Below are 22,585 nucleotides of genomic sequence, written 5' to 3'. Positions count from 1 at the left end.
TTACTTTTTTAATTTTGTTAAATAATTAACAAACTGTTTAAATATGTAATATTTTGTTGTAAAAATTTATTAATTTAAACAAACAAATATCTTTGATAAAAAAATAATTTATGACCAATACGCAATTACTTAAAATAGCAAAAGACTTTGGAAGTCCTGTCTATGTATATAATTCTGAAATCATTTCGCAACAATACAAACGTTTAACGTCTGCTTTTAAGTCTGTAAAAAAGGTAAAAATAAATTATGCCGTAAAGGCACTTTCGAATATTTCTATTTTAAAATTGATGAAATCTCTTGGAGCAGGGCTAGATACTGTTTCTATTCAAGAGGTACAATTAGGCTTAGCTGCTGGTTTTAAAGCTGAACATATTATTTTTACACCTAATGGTGTCTCTCTTGAAGAAATAGAGCAAGCAGCCATATTAGGTTGCCAAATAAATATTGATAATCTATCGATACTTGAGCAATTTGGCACAAAACATCCAGATATCCCTGTGTGTATTCGTATAAATCCACATGTTATGGCTGGTGGAAATACTAACATTTCTGTAGGACATATAGACAGTAAATTTGGTATTTCAATACATCAAATTCCACATATTCTGCGTATTGTTGAAAATACAAACATGAATATAAACGGAATACACATGCATACTGGGAGCGATATTTTAGATATAGATGTTTTTATCTATGCAAGTGAAATACTTTTTGAAACTGCAAAAAACTTTAAAAATTTAGAGTTTATAGATTTTGGGTCTGGTTTTAAAGTACCATACAAGCCTGGAGATATTGAAACTAATATTGAAGAGTTTGGAGAAAAATTATCCACTCGTTTTAATGAGTTTTGTAAGGAATACGGAAAAGAATTAACCTTAGCCTTTGAGCCAGGAAAGTTTTTAGTAAGCGAAGCTGGACTGTTTTTAGCAAAAGTTAATGTGGTAAAACAAACCACTTCTACTGTTTTTGCACAAATAGATTCTGGATTTAATCATTTAATACGTCCAATGTTATATGGTTCTCAACATGAAATTGAAAACATTTCTAATCCTAAAGGACGTGAACGTTTTTACAGTGTGGTTGGTTATATATGCGAAACAGATACGTTTGCAAATAATAGACGTATTTCTGAAATTAATGAAGGTGATATTTTAGCCTTTAAAAATGCTGGAGCTTATTGCTATTCTATGGCTAGTAATTATAATTCTCGTTATCGTCCTGCAGAAGTGCTTTGGCATAATGGAGAAGCACATTTAATAAGAAAGCGAGAAACTTTTGATGATATAATAAATAATCAAATTAAAATAGATCTAAAACCTAAAAAAGAAAAAGCATAACTATAAATAGCACTTAAATTGAAGTGCTATTTATTTGTTCAAATTCTAATGTTATTATCGTATTGGTAATCTTATTTTTTTTAATTATCTTTAGTAATGCGCTAGTTTGTAATTATTTATCATTAAAAATTATTTACCTACAAAAGCTGCGTTAAGTCTAAACCATAATTGGTTAATTTATTTAATTACTAAATCTTAAATTATGAAAAAATTGATTTTATTAGTAAGTGTAAGCTTGCTCCTCTTTAATTGTAAGAATACAACACAGCGTTACACTCAAGATTCCCCAGAAATTGAAATTGTAAAACAAACCATCGCTTTTTACGATGTACACAATTGGGATAGTTTAGCCATGAACTATGCAGATACTGCAAAAGTTTATTACAACACAAGAAAAAACGTTTTAAGCGCTAAAGATTTAGAAGCTTTTTTTACTAAAAATGATAGCTATATGTCAACTCGAGCTTATGAAGATGATAGCAGAGAGTATGAAATGATTGAAGACAATAACGGCAAAAAATGGGTCAATTTTTGGGGATTATGGAAAGGTAATTTAAAAGATAACAATAAAGGCATTGTTATTCCTGTGCATATTACCTACCAATTTAACAAAGGTAAAATTGTTGAAGAATTTGGGTATTGGAATAACGCTGAACTAATGAATGATATTCAAGAGATAGAAAACAAAAAAATGTCTTTAGAAGAAATTGATGCTATTGATGAATTATAGGTTTTGAAACAAACTATTTTTTAACCGTTCCATTAAAACAATTCATCGTAGGGGTTTATAGAGTTTTTCTATAACGCCTCAAAACAAAGCCAGTTCCTAACAATGCCAAATACCATTGCTCGTTCTTAAAGTATTTTCTGCTTGTTTTGCTGCAATTGTTCTTGATATAAATTTTTCTATATCCTTTGGAAATTCGTAATACGTAAGCTCTTTTTTGGTTTCTTGAGCATTCGCTAAAGTAACTAGAAACAAATAATTATTGAGGTTAGTGACCTCAAATTATAATATAATAAAGCTATAAAAATAAAAAAGAGGCAATGCCTCTTTTTTATTTTTATTTTAACATTATACTTATTTACTACTCTTGCCACCATAATGGTGTTATTAAATTATCTTCTCCTTGAGACAAAACTGCTTGGTTATAATTAACTGTATTAGTAGTCTGCTCAAAAATTGGGTAGTTTAAACGCGATGGAACTTGATCAAGAACAGCATCCACTGGTGGTATTAATTCTGGGAATCCAGTTCTTCGATACTCTGTCCAAGCTTCGAAACCTTGGCAAAATAATGCTAAGTATTTTTGAATACCTATTTGTTCTAATGCATTTGAAGAATCGTATGGATTAGTTGATAAAAAACTTAAGGCTTCATCATTAGTTAACTCATTTGCTTTAAACGAAGCCATAACACCTGCGTTATAGTGAGATTCAACTGGTACATTAATGTATCCTTTATAAGCAGCTTCTGTTATTAAGAATTCTAACTCAGAATACGACAAAAAATAACCTGGAGCATCGGCTCTTAAGTAGAGTTCTGCTATAGGTGATATTAAACCATCAAATCCTCCAAAAACATACTCGCCATTTTGGTTTAAACCAATCATTTTTGATGTTCTTGGATCTAAACCATTATTTAAATGAGAAAACAAAACTGCACTTGATCTGTACTCGTGTCTTTCTCCCTCAACAATAGTCTCATGTATTGGGTTTTTATCATCTCCTATTCCAGAATAATTATATTTAGCTTCCTCTGTGTTAGCATTAAATAAATTACCATTATCTATAAGTTCTTGTAACTGTGCATTAACAGAAAGATTATTAGATGCTCTCATTAAAATTTTAAATTTTAATGAATTTGAGAAACGTTTCCATTTGTTAGCGTCTCCTTGATAAAGCACATCAAAATTAGAGTTAATAACATCTGTTGTATTAAAGAGTTGATTAGATTGCTCTAATGTAGAAATTAACTCTCCATATATTGTTTCTTGTAAATCATATGCAGGAGTATCACTGATAGAAGCCTCAAAATATGGTACATCTCCAAACAAATCTGTTATTAATGCAAAAGTGTAAACTTTTAAAACTAAAGCTGTTGCTTTTAAGTTGTCATTATCATTTGCTTCTGCATAATTAATAAGTGCTTCTATATCATCTATTCTAGAATATAAGCTACTCCAAATATTATCAACCTCTCCTTGTCTGGGTATGTATCTTGTTTCATCATTATATTGAAGTTTTTGTATTTGTTGAGACCAAGCAATACCCATATCTCCACTAGCTTCAACTCTATAATTTGTATTGGATAGCGCTCTTATAATATCTGGTAAATTTTCTTCTGTTACTATATTTACTGTTTCTTCTTGGTTGTTGACATCGTCGTCACTATTACAAGCAAAAAATGTAAATAGTAAAAGTGTTGTTGCAAAAACAAATGTTAGTTTCTTTTTCATAATCTAATAATTTTGTTGGTTAGCAATTTATTATTAGATGCAAAAAAAGTTAAAAGGTTGCGTGTTTTTCTTACAAATTCTTAATCTTTTATTTCTTTTTTATCTGAAATAGTAGTTGTTCCGTATTTATCGAAGAGATAAATTAAACTCGTCATGGTTGCTGCACCAAGCTCAAGTTCTCTTTTATTAACAGCATCGAAAGTATCGTTTGCTGCATGATGATGATCGAAATAACGCTGAGAATCTGGACGTAATCCTGCTAAAACAATATTATCGTTTTTTAAAGGGCCTATATCTGCTCCACTATATCCTTTTTCGAAATAGTGAATTAAATAGGGTTTAAATAATGGTTCCCAACTTAATACTTTATTTAGGTTAGCATCGCTACAATCGAAACTAAAACCTCTTGGTGAAAAACCTCCTGAGTCGCTTTCTAGTGCAAATACATGATTTTCATTTTTACGTTTTGCTTCTTCAGCATATTTTTTACCTCCACGTAATCCATTTTCTTCGTTCATGAAAAGGACAACACGAATGGTACGTTTTGGTTTTATACCGCTTTCTTTTAACAATCTTACAACATCCATAGATTGTACTACTCCTGCTCCATCATCATGCGAACCGTCTCCAAGATCCCAAGAATCTAAATGTCCACCAACTACCATATATTCGTTAGGGAATTCGCTACCAGTAATTTCACCAATAACGTTATAAGATAATACGTCTTCAAATTGCTCGCAACTTTGTTTGAAGTAGAATTCTAAGTTTGCATCCTTTTTTAAGGCTTCTGAAAGCGCATTAGAATCGTTAGTACTTATTGCTGCAGAAGGTACGCGTTGGTTGTTAGGTAAATCTAAATATCCCATACTTCCTGTGTGTGGCAAATTGTCCTGACGTAAATTTAAAGAACGTACAATTACACCAACTGCACCAAGTTTCCCTGCTTCGTAAGCTCCTGCATAACGTTGTTTTGAACACCCTCCATAAGCTTCGAATGTGTGTATTAGTTCTGGATTTAAAGCGCCATTAAAAAATACTATTCTTCCTTTTACGCTAGTTCCAAGTGCTGCTAATTCTTCGAAACTTTTTACTTCTATTACTTTCGCTTTTAATCCTGTTGATGCAGTTGCTACTGATCCTCCAAGTGCACAAATATTTACATTAAATTTTTTTCCAGAGGTTTCGAAATAACCAACTTCTTTTTCGCCACGTTCCCATTTAGGCACCATAACTTCTTGAAGCCATACTTTATCTAAACCTAGTTTTTCTAGTTCTAACTTTGTGTATTGCACTGCTTTTTCTGCATTTACAGAACCTGACAATCTTCCTCCTATTTGGTTTGACAAATAATCTAGCCATTGGTAAGACTGCCCATTTGTTAACGATTGACTATAAATGGTTTTTACGGTTTCTTTATCGTTTTGTGCAAACACGTTTGCTGATAAGAAAAGAACTGCTATTAAGAATTTTAGTTTCATGGTGAGTGCGTTAGCGATTAAACGGTTTGTTTGAGCTCCTTTTTGCTTTTCGCAAAAAGAGCGAGTAGTGAAAGCGCGACCCTTGTGGTAACGCCCAAAATATTATTTATAAGGTTCCTGCCTGCACAGGAATTGGTTACTCGTTATTTAATTGTTCTTTATATAAATGCAGATTAGCCTTTGTTTTGTCGTCTAATTCTGGTTCTTTAATGTCTTTATACTCTTTTAATGTATTGTACAAAATAGTTGCGACTGCTAATCTTGCTGCTGGTTTATTATCTGCTGGAATATTAAACCATGGCGCGTGTTCTTTACTAGTTCTATTGATGGCGTCTTGGTAGCAATCCATATAATTATCCCAAAGTTTACGTTCTTTTAAATCGCCTGCTGAGAACTTCCAGTTTTTTTGTTTTAGGTCTAAACGACGTAATAATCTACGTTTTTGTTCGTCTTTTGAGAGGTTCATGAAGAACTTGAAGATTAGGGTTCCGTTTTCGGCCAGATGTTTTTCGAAATTATTTATTTGGTTGAAGCGTGTATCCCAAAATTTATCATTTACGTCTTCTACAGAATGAATATTTGGTAGTTTTTCTCCTAAAATATAATTAGGATGTACGCGTGTTACTAATACATTTTCGTAGTGTGTACGATTATGAACACCAAACTTTCCTCTCGCAGGCAAAGCTAAATAGTGTCTCCATAAATAATCATGTTTTAACTCTAACTCTGTTGGTACTTTAAAACTCATAACCTCAACACCGCGTGCATTGAAATCTTTAAAAACTTCACGAATTAGGCTGTCTTTTCCAGAGGTATCCATGCCTTGTAAACATACTAAAATAGAATACTTCCCATGTGCATAAAGCGTGTCTTGAAGTTTCCCTAATTTTTTTCTAACTTTTTTTAGTTCCTTTTTAATATCGTCATCATTTGTTTCTAAGTCTAGAATTGATGGTAAGTTAGACAACTTAATTTTTGATATTATTTTATGGTCTGCTATTGTGATTTTCTTCATGAATTATAAATATGCATTAAATATAATGAAGATTCCATACTTTAGCACCTTCAAACTCTAATATGAAGCAACTCTATCTTTTTCTTTCATTTTTTTTATTGCTATGTCAATCTATTTTTTCTCAAGAGAATAGCAACATAGAGCCCTATATTAAAGATAATATTACTAAACCTAGTATTTTATCTACTCATACTTTTGGCGTCTACTTTTCTAGACTACAAGGTCATTTTAACTCAAAGGTTTCAAAAAACAAAACGATTTCATTGAGTTTAGAAAGTGGTAATGTATGGTCTCCTGGGATAAAAGTTTACATTCCTAAAAATGAATCTGACAGAGCAATTGCCAGAGGTTATAATTGGGATCAATCACATAATGGGTTTGAAGATAATTCTTATGCAAAAGATTCTTTTAGCACAAAAAATGACGGTGTTATAAAAGGTTTACGAGGTAAAATAAATTTTAAACTCGCTGAAAAGCACGAACTACAAATTGGATTTAGAGCCTTTGTATTAACTAAAGGAAAATTACCATTTACAATATTAACAGGCGACAAATTTGTTGAAAGTTTTCATAGTAACATTGCTGGTGGTGAAGACCCATTTGACAGAAAAGTTTTTGGGCTAGAGCAAGCAGGTATAGAATATACTGATAGAAATGGAAACAGTTCAAAAGTTGACAATGGTAATATTTTTGCTACTGGCTTAGAAACTGCATATTACTATTATCCTGAAACATTAAGAAGTAAAAACAGATTATTCTCTGTTAACTTTGGCGCACATTTAGGTGTTAATTTATCTAAAAGCAATTCTTCTTTAGATTTTGGTTTATCTGGAAATGCTTTAAAAACATTTGTAATAAATAATAGAAGTAATTTTAATATTGGAACTAGTTTAGGTGTTTTAAGGAAGGCTTTAGCTAACTTTAAAAGTGATAATCTTCAATATGGGACAAACGATTTTTTAGCAAATTCTGAATCGGCATTAGAATACAGTTTTAGAACTAAGAGAAGTAATATTCATAATTTTGGGGTGATTTTTTATATTCAAACAAGTTTAAATAAAAAAGAGGAACTTGAGTATATAGTTGCAATTAGAGACCCTCTAGCCTTTAATTCTTGGGGACATGGAGCAACAAATTTGTACAAAAATAATGACTATTGGTCTTTAGTATATTCTTACACTAAAAAAACTATAACCCTAAGTTTTTATCTTCAACAAGATTTTACTGCTATAAATATTCCAGATATCCAAACTGGATTTGGAATTCAGTTTGGAATCTAAGTTTTATTAAAACAAACTATTTACTAGCAAATAGTTTTACATCTTGAACACTTACTTCTACTCCTCCAAGAATTATTAAACGTTCAATAACATTTCTTAACTCTCTAATATTTCCTGTCCAATCGTATTCTTGTAATAATTTTATGGCTTTTGCCGAAAATTTCTTTTCTACTGTACCTTGTTCGTTAGAGATTTTCTTAGCGAAATGTTTTATTAATAATGGAATATCGTCCCTTCTATCGTTAAGTGCTGGAACTTTAACAAGTATTACTGCTAGTCTGTGGTATAAATCTTCACGAAATCTACCATCTGCAATTTCCTTTTTTAAGTTTTTATTTGTTGCTGCAACAATACGAACATCTACTTTAATATCCTTATCGCTACCTACACGTTGTATACGGCTTTCTTGTAATGCACGTAGTACTTTTGCTTGGGCAGATAGGCTCATATCTCCAATTTCGTCTAAAAAAATGGTTCCTCCATTTGCGGCTTCAAATTTACCTGCTCTGTCTTTTGCCGCACTTGTAAAAGCTCCTTTTACATGACCAAACAATTCACTTTCAATAAGCTCACTTGGTATTGCTGCACAGTTTACCTCTATCATAGGTCCTTTTGCACGTGCACTTTTTTCGTGTAGCCAATGTGCTACTAGCTCTTTACCTGTTCCATTTGGACCTGTAATTAATACACGAGCATCTGTTGGTGCTACTTTATCTATTATATCTTTAATTTGAGAAATTCCATCGCTTTCTCCAATCATTTCGTACTTTTTACTAACTTTTCTTTTAAGAATTTTATTCTCTACAACCAGTTCTTTTCTGTCTAATGCATTACGAACCGTATTTAATAAACGGTTTAAATCTGGTGGCTTAGAAATATAATCGAATGCACCTAAACGCATTGTGTTTACTGCTGTGTCTAAATCTCCGTGACCAGAGATCATGACCATTGGTATTTCTGGTTTTATCTTTTTTACGGCTTCTAAGACTTCAACACCATCCATTTTTGGCATTTTAATATCGCAAAGGATCAAATCGAAATCTTCTTTTCTAATTCTTTCTATTCCTGCCAAACCATCTTCGGCTTCAAAGACTTGATATTTATCATTTTCTTCAGAAAGAATTTTTATTAAAACTCTTCTAATCGCTGCTTCGTCTTCTATTACTAATATTTTTGGCATTATATTTTAAATTTAATTCCTGTTCTTAAGTAAAATGTATTTTTGTTGTCTAATTTATAAACTTCATCTCTATTTTTATCCCGTAATCTATTATTCATGCTCAATGTGTAACCAGAATATGCATACCATATTAAATGGTCTGTAAAACAATACTCATAGCCCAAACCAGCAAGAATAACCGATAACGAAATATTATCTACTTCTTTACCTTCAATAGTAATAGTATCTTGAATATTTGCAAAATAACCGTCGATGCCTACAAATGTTTGTAAAATACTGTGTTCGCTAAAAAAATATTTAACATTTGTTTTAGGTACTCCTAAATTAAAAGACCACTGCTCGTTTACGCGTCTATAATAGCTTATAAATGGCAGTGGTAATGGTATTCCTGTTGTACTATTATAGGTTAGTCCTAAAATTAAACGGTATGGTTTATTTTTAGATTCGTCTTTTGTTCTATCATTTATCGCATAAATACCTCCATTTAAAAAGAGGTCGTTACTAGATAATTTGTGTGTTAATGTAGACGCTATTCTAGGTGAAATTTTTGCTCCTAAACGCCAACCACTCTTTAGTTTAAAAGTATAACCTACATTTAAATCCATTATGTGCAAGCGTCTTAAGTTCGAAGTGTTAAATGGGTAATTATCTTCTATATTAAGAGCTATTCTACTATATTCTCCTCCAATTACTAGATAACAGTTTTCTTTTGTTTCAATTGGATAATTAACTAAGCCTCTAAATCTATTAAAACTATCTTCAGAATTTCCTTTTGGGATATAAGAATACTCTAAACGTGCTAAATCTGTGAGCTGAGCAAACGTGCTTTGAAACGTCATTATAAAAAAAACGATTACAATATACTTAGCTGGTTGATTTTGCATAGATTTAATTAGTATTACTGTTTTTTCGAATTCATTTTTAATTGAATATTCTCCTCACCTTTTTGAATAACGTGTATATCGCGTTGTGGAAACGGAATACTAATATTATGCTCATTAAATAATTTATAGATAGCAAAACGCACTTCACTTTTAGGAATCCTAGCATTAAAACTATCTTGTATAGTAAAAGCTATTCTAAAATCTAAAGAGCTTTCTCCAAAATCCATAAACACAACAGCAGGTGCTGGTTGCTTAAAAACTAATTTTGATGAAGCTGCTGCTTGTAACAATAACTTTTTAACTAACACGACGTCACTACCATAGGCAACTCCAACATCTACAGATTCTCTGGTGGAAGATCCATTTTGTGTCCAATTATATAGGCTATTCGCTAAATACAAATGATTTGGTATTATTAATACCTTATTATCTATTGTAACAGCTCTTGTGGTTCGTAATTTTATTTCTTCTACTCTACCTACCTTTCCTTCAATTTCAATAATATCACCTACATGAACAGATTGATCTACTAAAATAAAAACACCTGAAATTATATCCTGAAATAACGTTTGCAAAGCTAAACCAACACCTATTAATAAGGCTGCAGAAGCTGCAAAAACTGCCGTAACATCTATTCCTAAAGAGCTCAAGGCTACTAAAAAAACAACAATATAAATTAACCATCTAGCAAAGGAAAATACAGTTGTAAATTTTGCTTTGTCATTCTCTGGCATTTTACGTGTTAGTAACTTCTTTAACCAACGTAAAGCATAGGTGGTAAAAATAAGTATTACTATAATTAGTAAAAAGTACTTTACTTTTAAAGCCCCTGTTTCTAAACCGTTACCATCTGTAAACGTATGTAATTTAAAATTTAAAAAATCTACAAATTTTTCCCATATAGAACTTTCAGTAATAGCCTCTCCTAGTTCTTCGACAGTATCCTCAATTTGATCTTTAACTTTTTCCTGCATCTTTAATATTTAATCCATTTTAAAAGCTCTCTGTATGTTGGCTTTTTACCATACATTAATATACCAACTCTATATATTTTTGAAGCCATCCAAATGGTAAACATAAATGTACCAATTAATATTAACAAAGATAGTATTTGTTGCCAAATTGGGACTCCAAAAGGAATTCGCATTAACATAACAACTGGAGACGTAAATGGTATAAAAGAAAATACCGTTGCTACTGTTCCATGAGGATCTTCTATAACCGTAAAACCTCCAACATATACTGCTAAAATTAAAGGCATAATTATAGGCAGCATAAATTGTTGTGTATCTGTTTCATTGTCTACTGCTGCACCAATAGCTGCGTACAAAGAGCTATATAATAGATAACCGCTAACAAAAAACAAGATAAAGGCTATTATTAAATTTGCTAGTGGCATATTTAAAAAGGCGCTTATAAATAATTGCATATTTGCATTTCCATCGGGATTTTGTATGGCCTGTGTTACTAGTTCTTGTTGTGGTGTATTGACTTGCGAGAAATCAATATCGAAAACCAATGCTGCTATAACCGATAAAATACTACCTAAAATTAGCCAAATACCAAACTGTGTAATTCCTGCAAGTGTAGTACCAATAATTTTACCCAACATTAATTGTATAGGCTTAACCGAAGAAATAATAACCTCAATTATTCTGCTCGTTTTCTCTTCAATTACAGAACGCATAATCATGTTTCCATAAATTATAATAAACATGAAAAGCAAATAACCAGCTGCACCTCCAAAAATTAGTTTTACAACACTATCTACTTTAGATGTTTTTTCTCCTGTAAAATTTTCTTGATCTATAGTTATACTAACTTCTGCATCTTTTAAAATGGCCTGATCTACGCCTTTTTTCTCAAGGTTAAGTTCTTTTAAACGTTTTTCTACTTTTACTTCTAATGCAGAAATAATAGTAACAGAAGGTGTTTCTTCTGAATAAAAAGCAACATCAACATTCCTTTTTTCATCTTCCTGAAAACTTCCAACAGTGGTTATAAAGTCTGAAATATAAAGTAATCCGTAACTTTCCTGTTCTTCTACAATTGTTTTTGCACTCTCTAAAGTTACATTTTTTAAAATGGTATACTTTACAGTTTCTTTATCTGTGAAAATAGATTCAATTTGTCCAGATTCGTCTAAAACAGTGATATTCTTTTGTTTTGCATTATTTAATTGGGATAAATACGCAACTAAAGAAAAGAGTCCTATCATAATTAAAGGACTCAAAAAAGTCATAACTATAAAGGCTTTATTTCTCACTTTAGTTAAGTACTCACGTTTTATTATTAGTGGTAAATGATTCATGGTTTTTAATTATTCTTTACAGCTTGAATAAAAATATCGCTAGCACTTGGTATCACTTCTAAAAAATGAGACACCTCGCCTTTTGTGGTTAGATAATTTAATAATTGATTTGCAGATTCGTTTTCCGAAAGCTTTACATTAAGTTTCAACTCATTATTTAATGATTTGAATTCTGCTGGAGACACTATAAACTTATCGGAAAGCGAGCGCTGTAGTTCTAAAGCATTATCTGTAGTAATACCTACCTCGAAAGTATTAGACTTATACTGCCTTTTAATGTCATTAAGATTGCCATCTAAAATTTTATTAGATTTATGTATTAATGCAATATGATCGCACAACTCTTCAACAGATTCCATTCTGTGCGTAGAAAAAATAACCGTTGCACCTTCCTCTCTAAGTCTTAGAATTTCATTTTTAATGATGTCTGCATTAATAGGGTCGAAACCTGAAAAAGGTTCATCGAAAATTAATAATTTTGGCTGATGCAATACTGTTACTACAAACTGAATTTTTTGAGCCATTCCTTTAGATAACTCTTGAATTTTCTTGTTCCACCAATCTCCAATCTCTAATCTTTCGAACCATTCTAACAAACGCTTTTTAGCTTCAGCTTTATCTAACCCTTTAAGTTGCGCCAAGTATAGAGCCTGTTCACCAACTTTCATTGTTTTATATAAGCCACGTTCTTCTGGCAAATAACCAATATTTTGTATGTGATGCCTCTGCAAAGGCTCGCCATCTAAAAGCACTTGACCTTTGTCTGGCATTGTAATTTGATTAATAATACGAATTAAAGTGGTTTTTCCTGCTCCATTTGGACCAAGCAATCCAAATATGCTTCCTTTTTCTACAGCAATAGAAACGTTGTTAAGTGCTGTGAAATCACCAAAATTTTTAGAAACCGATTGTGCCTCTAATAAGTTACTCATATAATATGTTTGTTGTTTATGTAAATATAGAAAATGTAAGTTGGTATGCTTTGCTGTTTAAAATTATTTTAACGCTGTAAGGAATAAATAATTACGCGTCTAATTATTTAGTAAATATAAAATATTGCTAAAAAACAAAACCCACCCTTTACGCAAATAAAGGATGGGAAAAAATTGCTATGAAAAAGAAAAATTACCATTGGCGCAAACCAATGATAAACCAAATATACTGTTTTTTGTTTAACTATTCCTTTTCATATTAAATAAGTTCGCTTATTAATAAAAATAATCCGCAAGAGTATTGCGGATTATTTTTTTGATAAATATTCTTAATATTATGAAAACATATCTTTCACCTTTTCAAAAAACGATTTGTCGCTTCTTTCTGGTTTAGGTAAAAAATGTTCGTCGTCTTTCATTTTTTCAAAAAATGCTGACTGTTCTTTATTCAATGTTTTTGGTGTCCATACATTTACATGTACTAATAAATCTCCTTTACCATAACCATTTATACTTGGAATCCCTTTTCCGCGTAAGCGTAAAATCTTTCCAGATTGCAAACCTGCCTCTACTTTAATACGCACTTTTCCAGTAACAGTATCAATTTCTTTAGAAGCACCTAAAATAGCATCTGGTAAACTTACATATAAATCGTAATGCAAGTTATCACCTTCACGCTGTAAAGTTTCATGATCTAGCTCTTCTATAGCCACTAATAAATCTCCTGCAATTCCATTTCCTGGCGCATCGTTTCCTTTACCAGTTACTTTAAGCTGCATTCCATCTACAACTCCAGCTGGAATTTTAACAGAAATAGTTTCCTCATTTACAATTAAACCTTGTCCATCTGCTCCTGCTGGCTTTTTGTCTATAGTTTGTCCTGCTCCTCCACAAGTAGGACATGGACTTGCAGTTTGCATACGACCTAAAATGGTATTTGTAACTCTAGTAACTTGACCTGCACCATTACAAGTTCCACAGGTTTGGTATGTAGTGCCTTCTGCTTGAATTTTACGTTTAACTTTTATTTTTTTCTCAACACCATTGGCAATTTCCTCTAGTGTTAATTTTACGCGAATACGTAAGTTGCTTCCTTTTACGCGACGTTGTTGGCCTCCACCAAAACCGCCACCTCCAAAACCAGAGAAGCCTCCACCACCTCCACCAAAGATATCTCCAAATTGGCTAAATATGTCGTCCATATTCATGCCTCCTCTTCCGCCTCCACCAAAACCACCACCGCCTTCGAAGGCTTGGTGACCATACTGGTCGTAACGTGCTTTTTTATTGTCGTCGCTTAAAACTTCGTAAGCTTCGGCAGCTTCTTTAAATTTAGCTTCGGCAGTTGCATCGTCTGGGTTTTTATCTGGATGAAACTCGATAGCTTTCTTTCTATAACCTTTTTTTATTTCAGCAGCTGTAGCACCTTTACTAATGCCTAATGTTTCGTAATAATCTTTCTTTGCCATATTTTTCTTTGGCTTTTAGCTATTTGCTGTTGCCTTTTAATTAAAAATTACTTTTATTATTGTCCAATAACTACTTTTGGAAAACGAATTACTGTTTCTCCAAGTAAATAACCTTTTTCAACAACATCTATAATCTTCCCTTTTAAATCTTTACTTGGCGCTGGTACTTGTGTGATGGCTTGGTGAATTTCCGAATCGAAAACATCTCCTTTCTTCACTTCCATTGCAGCTAAACCTTTTTGACTTAAAGTGGTTAACAGTTTTTGGTATATTAATACCACACCTTTTCTTAATTCTTCGGCTTCTTTATCGTCTTCGATATGTAATAAAGCACGTTCGAAATCGTCTAAAACGGGTAACATTGACACCATGACATCTTTACCTGCTGTTTTAAATAACTCAACACGTTCTTTAGATGTTCTTTTTTTATAATTTTCGAATTCGGCAAACAATCTTAAAAACTTGTCTTTTTCTTGACCTAGTTCTTTATTAAGCCTGTCTTCTGTAGACAACTCTTCAACTTCAACAGTTTCTTCGTTTATTGTAGCTTCTACTTGCTCTTCGATTATATCTTCTTTTATATCTTTTGCTTTGCTCATCTCTGTATTTATTTTAATACTATTTAAGATTTGCAAAAGTACTGCCATTATTATAAAAATGTCAAAATGTCATTATCTTTTTTTTATACAGAACTCGTTTCAGTATCTGCCCTAATTGGGTAATTATTAAACACTAAAATCTAAATATTTTTATGAAAAAATTAAGTATTTTCCATGGAATGTTTTTTACTTTTGTTACTTAACCATTAATAAACATTTAAAATGAAAAAACAAGTATTAAATATTTTAACTGTACTAGCCTTAGGTCTTGCAGTTGTAGGATGTAAGAAAGGAACAGAAGCAAATACAAGTGAAGCAGAAGCTGCAGCAACTAGCGAAAGTAATTCTGTAAAGTATGTTGCAAATATAACAGAATCTACTATTGAGTGGAAAGGCTTTAAACCAACAGGAACACATAATGGTACAATAAATTTAGATAGTGGTATCTTTTCTGTAACTGATGATGTTTTACAAAGCGGAACGTTTATTATAGATATGACTTCTATTAACACTACAGATTTAGAAGGTGACCAAAAAGCAAATCTTGATGCGCACTTAAAAGGTACTGTTGAAGGTAAAGAAGGTGACTTTTTTAACGTTGCAAAATTTCCAAATGCTGCTTTTGAAATTACAGGAACTGCTGTTGAAAATGGAAAAACAATGATATCTGGTAATTTAGCTTTAAAAGGAAATAAAAATAACATTACTTTTCCTGCTACAGTTACTAATACTGGAGACATTATGACTATTACTAGTGATGCTTTTACTATTGATAGAACAAAATGGTCTATAAACTATGGTTCTAAAAGTATCTTTGATAACCTTGGAGACAAGTTTATTAATGATGAAATGGAATTAAAAATTTCTATTACAGCTAAAAAGTCTTAATTAGATTTTTACAAATTATATTGAAAAGCCGCATCGAAAGATGTGGCTTTTTTTTTATGCGCTTTTTTATTTCTCAAAAAAAAAAAAAAAAAAAATTGAATAAAATTTTAAAGTTATCAAACATAATTAAAGACCAATCTCGCATGAAACATTAATAAAAGAAAATACCCTGTTAATGTTATATATTCGCGCTTCAAAACTAACCTACATATTTACTAACCTATGAAAAAATTACTTTTAACATTAATTCTAATTGGAAATTTAGTATTCGCACAAAATGACACAATTGCTATTAAAAAAGTAGAATTCAACTCTGGATTCACTTACAAAATGCTTGATCAAAATCAAGATTTAAGAAAAATTAATATCCTTCTAGAAGAAAAAAAGAATGGTACTATTAATAATAATAGCTTAATCATTGGGACTTCGTTAATTTCAATTTTCGACTATCAGCATTCTAATACAGACTCTAAGTTTGCGTACCTTATGAGACATCCAACTTCTAATAATCAAATTGGCAAAGAGGTTAGTGAAGCTGTTATTCATTCTTTTCAACTATCCATTACTGCTACAGTTAATAGCTGGATAAGTACTCATGCCGAAATACTGTATAATCCTGAGCAAAGTTTTGGAAGCGGAACTATTACAGACCTAAATAGAAACCAACTTCAATTAAGGAAAGCCTTTGTATTAATAGGCAATTTAGACATGTTTCCAATTTATGGTGCTCTTGGAAAAATGGATGCTCCTTTTGGACAAATGGGAAGCGTAAGCCCATTTACTAACACAACTATGTGGCATGCATTTGGCGGATTAGGTTATGGTGCGCAAATAGGATTCGCAAAAGGAGGCTTACATGCTAAATTAATGGCAGTTCAAGGAGGTGCACAATTCCGAGCTTTACATACACCTGTTGGTGATGGCACAAACGTTCCATCTAAAATTAATAATTATGTCGCAGATATAAATTATTCATTTAATATTTTAGAAGATGTAAAATTATTAGTAGGTGCTTCTTACTTAAAAGGAAGCGCATACTGTCAAGACTTCCCTGTAACTCATTTTTCTTCTTGCAAAGAAAATAATCCTGCCTACACTTATTATGGAACCTTAAGCATCAATAACCGTTTGATCGTTAAAGGTGGCTTTGCAAAAACAACAAAGGTGTGGAAGGGCACTTATAATCCAGCTCCTCCATTAAATATTTTTGAAGCCTCAAAAGTTAGCTCCTTAGATGTAGGTGCTAAATATGATTTAAATGAAAACGGCAAATTCAAACATACTATTTCGGGAGAGTTTTCAAATTTTAGAGCTGGAGCAGATGGAGCTCCATGGGAACGACAAAATCAAATGGTATTAGGCTTTGCTACACTAATAAATAATTCATCAAAGTTATTTGCCGAAGTATTCCGTACCGATGGTTATGCGCCTTTAAATTTTATTAGTGGTAGCGATGACAATGCTCCATTTCCGGCTGGCACTACACATAGTTTAAGAGAAGCGAATAGCATGGGAATTGTTGTTGGCGCTCAAATATCATTTTAAAAAACCAATTCCTAAGTTTACAAAAACACTTCAATAACTAATTCTCATTATAGTTAGTGAAAAATATAACTAATTTTTTTTTAATTATCATGGAATCCACATCGTAAAATGATGTTTTTTTTTGTTCACCTATTCCGAACGATTTTAGTTTCACAAAATTTCTGCTATCTTTGAAATCTGTTAAAAGGATTTCAATAACAATTAATTAAAAGACTTCTTGTAATAACTAAACCTAATTTTCACAACTTATTAAACTAACAATTTCACAAATTAATTATGAAAAAAGCATTCTATTTTATTACTCTTTTATGCACAGCTATGCTAGTTACAAATTGCTCTGAAGACTCTGCTACAGATGAATTTAATAATACAAACGGAAATGTTGCAACTAAGCTTGTACAGTCTATATCTGTAGTCTCTGCTCAAGATGCGCAAGAGAATAAAAACATAGCATTATCTTATAACACAAATGGCTCTTTAAACACTATTTCTGATGGTGTAGAAACTAGTATTTTTGTATACAGTAATGGAGATTTATCTAACATTACTGGAAATGGAGATAATTTAAACATAGAAGAATTATACGATTCACCTTATGATGCTTTTGAAACTGGTAACGTTTTAAATTACGATAATAACGGAAACCCTAAAAAGATAGAGTTTTACGAAGAAGAATACGATTTTAACACAAATAGCTACACTACAGAAATATTTACAGCAGATATTACTTACGATAATACACATAACCCATATTTCTACACATTACAAGCTGGTGGTATTATTGAAGTTTTAGATGGTGTACAATTAAACTTTAGTGTTAATCCTCAAGTACCAGAAATAGTACAAGCAAGATTACTTTTACCAGTAAACAACCCTTCTCAAATTGTTTACAAAAATGCTCAAGGAGAAATTATATACACTATTACAGTTAATTATGTTTACGATAGTGAAAACTATCCAACTTCTGCTACAATAACAGCAATTTCTACTGAAGATTCTCAACAAAGCACATACTCTACCGTATTTGAATATGTAAACTAATTATAGCTGTAAACACAGCTAGATTTCTATACGTTATATTAAAAAGCCATGTCGTGAGATGTGGCTTTTATTTTTGGAGTTATTTAAGTTCTTAAAAAGTATAATTACATTTAGCCTAAGAAACGACTCAAAACATATTTTATCTATAAATTTTCAGCTAATCTCCACTACACCAACTCCTCTAAAGCCAATTCTAAATTAACATATTCAAACTCAAAACCAGTTTTCTCAATCTTTTTAGAACACACACGCTGGCTTTCAAATAAAAGAGTATGCATTTCACCAAGCACAAATTTCATAGCGAATTTTGGAATGTTTGGCAAAATTAACGGCATTTTTAGTTGCCTTGCAATAGCTTTTGTAACTGCTTGATTTGTTACAGGATTTGGTGCAACACCATTATAAACACCTTCTAATTTATGTTCTAGAACATGAAGGAATATGTTTGTTAAATCTTTTAAATGAATCCAAGACATCCATTGCTCACCACTTCCCATTGCAGCTCCTACTCCAAGCTTAATTGGTTTTGCTAATTGTGGAAAAGCACCTCCTTTTTTAGAAAACACAATACCAATTCTTATTTTAGAAACGGTAATATTTAAGGTTTTAAAAGCGTCTACTGCTTGCTCCCATTCTTGCACAACTTTACCAAGAAAAGAATCGCTAATTTGTTTTTCTTCCTCAGTATAGTAGTTAGTTAGAGAGTCTGGATAATAACCAATAGCGCTTGCAGAAATAATTTGTTTTATGTTATTAGGATTGTTTTTAACTGTTTCATGTAGTAAAGCTGTAGTTTCTAGCCTACTACTAATCATAACCTGTTTGTTAGCTTCTGTCCAACGTTTAGAGATACTAGATCCTACTAAATGAATAATAACATCTACATCTTTTACACAGTTAACATCAATTTCGGCTTTACTAGGATTCCAATAAAAGCCTTGATAACTAGCAGTGTTTTCTTTTTTAGATTTACTTGTTGTTAAGTAATTAACCGCAATGCCATTATTATGACATTTTTTTACAATTTCAGTTCCAATTAGACCTGTTGCTCCTGTAATAAGTACTCGCATCTCTTTTTTATAAAAATACAATTTTAGTTGATAGCGATAAACACCTAAAGCACTAATGTTTCGTTAAATATTAAAGTTTAAAATTGATGATTTTGATTGAAATAATTCTTTAAAACCAAAATAGCAACTATAATTTAACAGCTCTCAACATGTGTCGTTTTCCTGGAGGACCTTTTACTTTCTCTACAGTAAAACCAACCGAAATCATAGCGCGTCTAGCATGACCTTGAGCGCAATACGTAACTAACACACCATTTGGCTTCATGGCTTCGTACATGCTTTTAAAAATAGCCTCTGTCCATAACTCTGGTTGTACTCTTGGCCCAAAGGCATCGAAATAAACAATATCAAACTTATTTTTATCTGTTATCCCAGAAAACTGCTTCTGTTGTTTTTTAAGATTGAAATTTTCAGAGATAGTAAAACTACTTTCCCATTCACTATCATGAATAGCATTAAAAGTATTTTCATGCTTTAGTACTTCAGAATAGTTTAAAGCTTTTAATTCTTCTTTAGAAATAGGAAAACCTTCTACACCAACATAATTACAATTCAAGTTTAACTCTTTGGCTTTAATCGCTGTTAAAAAAGCATTTAAACCTGTACCGAAACCTATTTCTAAAATAGAAATTTGAGACTGTTTCATGTAGCCTTCTGAAGCACAAAAATAGGCTAAGCCATGTTCTAAATAAACATGCTTAGCCTCTTGTATTGCTCCATGTGTAGAATGATATTGCTCGTTCCACTCTGGTATGTGGATAGTTGTAGAACCATCGTCTGTAATTATTATTTTACGTTCCAAATAAACTATTTAATTAGTAGCTTCTTAATTCTTGGTATTGGTCCTGTACATTCTGTTTGGTGGCAAGAAATACAAACACCAATAGCATTATTAAATCGTTCTTCTACAGGAAAGCTAGATTCTGTATTAAAAACTTCTTTTTCCGCTTCAATGTATAGCTTTGAAAAAGCCTCAAACTTTGCATTTCTTTTTTTAAAATCGGAAAGCTCTGCTCTATGAATCTTCATAAAATCTAAAGGAAATTCCTCTGGAGTATTACCTGCTAGAATATCTGCTTTAATTTTCTCATTTATGGCATAAAATTCGTTCATGAGAATCGCCATTTCAGACGGCTCATACATATCATAAACTTTCATTTCAGATTTCTCTTCTTGTTTAGCGTTATCTTTTGTGTTGGAGTTACAACTTAAAACAAAAGCTAAACTTATTAAGCAAAGTAGATATTTCATTTTTTATTCTTCTACTAATAAAACACCATCAGCCTCAAAAGAGTATGTTTTTTTAGACTCTGTAATTAACGCAATTTCTTCGCTAGATTTACCAGCATCTTCAGCATAATGACGTAACTCTTCTACAGGCACTTCGTTTACATACGCTTTACCGTTTATAATTACTTCTTGTCCTGCAATGTTTTTAGGCATAAAAAAACCATAATCTTTAAACTTAACCATAACTTGTTCACCATTGTCTAAATCTAATTTCATCCAGCAACCTTTTGCTTGGCAAACCTCGTCTACTTTTGCTATCATTTTGCTGTTTATACTATCTCCAACATTCATTGCTTTATAATGTTCTGCCATAGATTTTGCATCAACAGCATCGTCTGCAATAATTGCTTCTCCAAACGACTTGTAATTAACAGCCATTTCTTTAACTACCTCAACAGCTTCTTCTTTTTTAGCTTCTTTACAAGCTACAATACTAAAAACAACAGCTAGTGCTAATACTACTTTTCTCATATTACTATATTTATTAAATTATTTTTCACTCCTTCAAAGATAGTATTTTAAGATGAAAAACCCGATTTCTTAATTCTTAATTCTGTACTTTTGCACTAGAAAAACACACAATATTTTCATGGGAAACATAACTAAAGATCAAGTAGAAATTATAAAAGCAAAAAACTCTAAAATTGATAGTATCGATTTTAACAATCTTGCTTTTGGTCAAGTATTTTCAGATCACATGCTAACATGCGATTATAAGGATGGGAAATGGCAACAACCAAAAATTGAGCCTTTTGCACCTATTACGTTAATGCCTTCAGCAAAGATTTTTCATTACGGACAATCTATTTTTGAAGGTATGAAAGCCTATAAAGACGCTAATGATGATGTGCTTTTATTTCGCCCAATGGATAACGTAAAACGTTTAAACATTTCGGCAAAGCGCTTATGTATTCCAGAAATTCCTGAAAACTATTTTATGGAAGGTTTAAAAGCCCTTTTAGACTTAGAAAAAGATTGGATTCCTACTAAAGAAGGAAGCTCTTTATACCTTAGACCTTTTGTTTTTGCTACTGGAGAAGGTTTCCACGCGTCTCCTGCAGACGAGTATAAATTTATTATTGCTTGTGCACCTTCTGGACCTTATTTTTCTGGAAAAGTAAAAGTTTTAATCGAAGAAACATATTCGCGTTCCGCAAATGGTGGTGTTGGTTTTGCTAAAGCTGGTGGTAATTATGCTGGACAATTTTACCCAACACAATTAGCGAAAGACAAAGGATATCAACAAGTAATCTGGACAGACGATACATCTCACGAATACATTGAAGAAGCTGGTGCAATGAATGTTTTTATACGTATTAACGATACATTAATTACCTCTCCTGTAAGCGACAGAATTCTTGATGGAATTACTAGAAAAAGTATTTTAGATATCGCTAAAGCGGAAGGCATAAACACTGAGGTAAGAAAAATAAAAGTTAGCGAACTTGTTGAAGCTGCTAAAAACGGAAGTTTAAAAGAAATTTTTGGTGCTGGAACAGCAGCTGTAATTTCTCCTATTTCTGGTTTTGGTTTTAGAGATTCAGATTTCGATTTACCAGAATTAAAAGACACTTACGCTAGTAAATTAAAAGCGCGTATTGTGGCAATACAAACTAATAAAACCGAAGATCCTTTTGGATGGAGAGTTAAAATTTAGCAAACAATATTCGATAAGTAGTACTTACTCAAATACAGCCAAAAAAAAGCAGCCTAAAAATTTAGGCTGCTTTTTTTATTTATATTATTAAAATATATTATGCACGCATTGTATTTTAATTAATTTTTAGCTAACTTATAGACTTTCCAC

General features: G+C 31.7%; 21 protein-coding genes. 7 read left to right on the top strand and 14 right to left on the bottom strand.

What is annotated here, in order from left to right; translation table 11 throughout:
- The first annotated feature begins 110 nt into the window (after positions 1–110).
- Both lysA and CW733_RS00470 read left to right on the top strand, forming a co-directional pair.
- Complete coding sequence (lysA, locus tag CW733_RS00475; RefSeq protein WP_100994695.1) at positions 111–1,337, top strand: diaminopimelate decarboxylase; 1,227 nt, start codon at positions 111–113, stop codon at positions 1,335–1,337.
- 202 nt (positions 1,338–1,539) lie between these two features.
- A complete protein-coding gene (locus CW733_RS00470; RefSeq protein WP_100994693.1) occupies positions 1,540–2,067 on the top strand; it encodes a hypothetical protein in 528 nt (175 codons plus the stop codon).
- Between the two features lie 358 nt (positions 2,068–2,425).
- Here CW733_RS00470 and CW733_RS00465 read toward each other — a convergent pair whose 3' ends face one another.
- From CW733_RS00465 to CW733_RS00455, 3 genes are all read right to left on the bottom strand, one after another.
- Positions 2,426–3,796 carry a SusD/RagB family nutrient-binding outer membrane lipoprotein gene (locus CW733_RS00465; protein ID WP_100994691.1) on the bottom strand — a complete coding sequence of 457 codons (1,371 nt, stop codon included), beginning with the start codon at positions 3,794–3,796 and terminating at the stop codon, positions 2,426–2,428.
- 80 nt (positions 3,797–3,876) lie between these two features.
- A complete protein-coding gene (locus CW733_RS00460) occupies positions 3,877–5,274 on the bottom strand; it encodes a M20/M25/M40 family metallo-hydrolase (RefSeq protein WP_100994689.1) in 1,398 nt (465 codons plus the stop codon).
- Between the two features lie 136 nt (positions 5,275–5,410).
- Positions 5,411–6,289, bottom strand: a complete 879-nt coding sequence (locus CW733_RS00455; RefSeq protein WP_100994687.1) for a PPK2 family polyphosphate kinase — start codon at positions 6,287–6,289, stop codon at positions 5,411–5,413.
- A gap of 62 nt (positions 6,290–6,351) precedes the next feature.
- Here CW733_RS00455 and CW733_RS00450 point away from each other — a divergent pair, with 62 nt between their 5' ends.
- Positions 6,352–7,569, top strand: a complete 1,218-nt coding sequence (locus tag CW733_RS00450; RefSeq protein ID WP_100994685.1) for a hypothetical protein — start codon at positions 6,352–6,354, stop codon at positions 7,567–7,569.
- A 16-nt stretch (positions 7,570–7,585) separates the two neighbouring features.
- On the opposite strand, the gene CW733_RS00445 is transcribed toward CW733_RS00450, so the two are convergent.
- From CW733_RS00445 to CW733_RS00415, 7 genes are all read right to left on the bottom strand, one after another.
- Positions 7,586–8,749, bottom strand: a complete 1,164-nt coding sequence (locus tag CW733_RS00445) for a sigma-54 dependent transcriptional regulator (RefSeq protein WP_100994683.1) — start codon at positions 8,747–8,749, stop codon at positions 7,586–7,588.
- Positions 8,749–9,633, bottom strand: coding sequence for a DUF6268 family outer membrane beta-barrel protein (locus tag CW733_RS00440; RefSeq protein WP_100994681.1), 885 nt, complete (start codon positions 9,631–9,633; stop codon positions 8,749–8,751). Before CW733_RS00440 ends, CW733_RS00445 begins: the two co-directional genes overlap by 1 nt.
- Positions 9,634–9,647: 14 nt before the next feature.
- The gene (locus tag CW733_RS00435; RefSeq protein ID WP_100994679.1) at positions 9,648–10,607 is read right to left on the bottom strand and encodes a mechanosensitive ion channel family protein; all 960 of its coding nucleotides are present in this window, start codon (positions 10,605–10,607) and stop codon (positions 9,648–9,650) included.
- A gap of 2 nt (positions 10,608–10,609) precedes the next feature.
- A complete protein-coding gene (locus CW733_RS00430) occupies positions 10,610–11,944 on the bottom strand; it encodes an ABC transporter permease (RefSeq protein WP_100994677.1) in 1,335 nt (444 codons plus the stop codon).
- Between the two features lie 5 nt (positions 11,945–11,949).
- Positions 11,950–12,876 carry an ABC transporter ATP-binding protein gene (locus CW733_RS00425; RefSeq protein ID WP_100994675.1) on the bottom strand — a complete coding sequence of 309 codons (927 nt, stop codon included), beginning with the start codon at positions 12,874–12,876 and terminating at the stop codon, positions 11,950–11,952.
- A gap of 335 nt (positions 12,877–13,211) precedes the next feature.
- Positions 13,212–14,345 carry a molecular chaperone DnaJ gene (gene dnaJ, locus CW733_RS00420; RefSeq protein WP_100994673.1) on the bottom strand — a complete coding sequence of 378 codons (1,134 nt, stop codon included), beginning with the start codon at positions 14,343–14,345 and terminating at the stop codon, positions 13,212–13,214.
- 56 nt (positions 14,346–14,401) lie between these two features.
- The gene (locus CW733_RS00415; protein ID WP_100998593.1) at positions 14,402–14,944 is read right to left on the bottom strand and encodes a nucleotide exchange factor GrpE; all 543 of its coding nucleotides are present in this window, start codon (positions 14,942–14,944) and stop codon (positions 14,402–14,404) included.
- Between the two features lie 222 nt (positions 14,945–15,166).
- Between CW733_RS00415 and CW733_RS00410 the strand changes: the two genes are divergently transcribed.
- From CW733_RS00410 to CW733_RS00400, 3 genes are all read left to right on the top strand, one after another.
- Entirely contained in the window at positions 15,167–15,832 is a 666-nt protein-coding gene (locus CW733_RS00410; protein ID WP_100994671.1) for a YceI family protein, read from the top strand.
- 222 nt (positions 15,833–16,054) lie between these two features.
- Positions 16,055–17,377 carry a hypothetical protein gene (locus CW733_RS00405; protein WP_100994669.1) on the top strand — a complete coding sequence of 441 codons (1,323 nt, stop codon included), beginning with the start codon at positions 16,055–16,057 and terminating at the stop codon, positions 17,375–17,377.
- Positions 17,378–17,653: 276 nt separating this feature from the next.
- The gene (locus CW733_RS00400) at positions 17,654–18,418 is read left to right on the top strand and encodes a hypothetical protein (RefSeq protein WP_100994667.1); all 765 of its coding nucleotides are present in this window, start codon (positions 17,654–17,656) and stop codon (positions 18,416–18,418) included.
- A gap of 167 nt (positions 18,419–18,585) precedes the next feature.
- Here the strand turns inward: CW733_RS00400 and CW733_RS00395 are convergent, their stop codons facing one another.
- The 4 genes from CW733_RS00395 to CW733_RS00380 all read right to left on the bottom strand — a co-directional run bounded on the left by CW733_RS00395 (position 18,586) and on the right by CW733_RS00380 (position 21,249).
- The gene (locus CW733_RS00395; protein WP_100998591.1) at positions 18,586–19,488 is read right to left on the bottom strand and encodes a TIGR01777 family oxidoreductase; all 903 of its coding nucleotides are present in this window, start codon (positions 19,486–19,488) and stop codon (positions 18,586–18,588) included.
- Positions 19,489–19,615: 127 nt separating this feature from the next.
- Complete coding sequence (gene mnmD, locus CW733_RS00390; RefSeq protein ID WP_100994665.1) at positions 19,616–20,290, bottom strand: tRNA (5-methylaminomethyl-2-thiouridine)(34)-methyltransferase MnmD; 675 nt, start codon at positions 20,288–20,290, stop codon at positions 19,616–19,618.
- A gap of 5 nt (positions 20,291–20,295) precedes the next feature.
- Positions 20,296–20,739: a hypothetical protein gene (locus CW733_RS00385; protein ID WP_100994663.1), complete on the bottom strand. Its 444-nt coding sequence runs from the start codon at positions 20,737–20,739 to the stop codon at positions 20,296–20,298.
- A 3-nt stretch (positions 20,740–20,742) separates the two neighbouring features.
- Positions 20,743–21,249: a DUF4920 domain-containing protein gene (locus tag CW733_RS00380; RefSeq protein ID WP_100994662.1), complete on the bottom strand. Its 507-nt coding sequence runs from the start codon at positions 21,247–21,249 to the stop codon at positions 20,743–20,745.
- Positions 21,250–21,367: 118 nt separating this feature from the next.
- Here CW733_RS00380 and CW733_RS00375 point away from each other — a divergent pair, with 118 nt between their 5' ends.
- A complete protein-coding gene (locus tag CW733_RS00375) occupies positions 21,368–22,435 on the top strand; it encodes a branched-chain amino acid aminotransferase (RefSeq protein WP_100994660.1) in 1,068 nt (355 codons plus the stop codon).
- The last annotated feature ends 150 nt before the right edge of the window (positions 22,436–22,585 follow it).

The organism is Lacinutrix sp. Bg11-31 (assembly GCF_002831665.1).
Classification (GTDB): domain Bacteria; phylum Bacteroidota; class Bacteroidia; order Flavobacteriales; family Flavobacteriaceae; genus Lacinutrix.
This window is presented reverse-complemented; position numbering and strand designations above follow the sequence as displayed.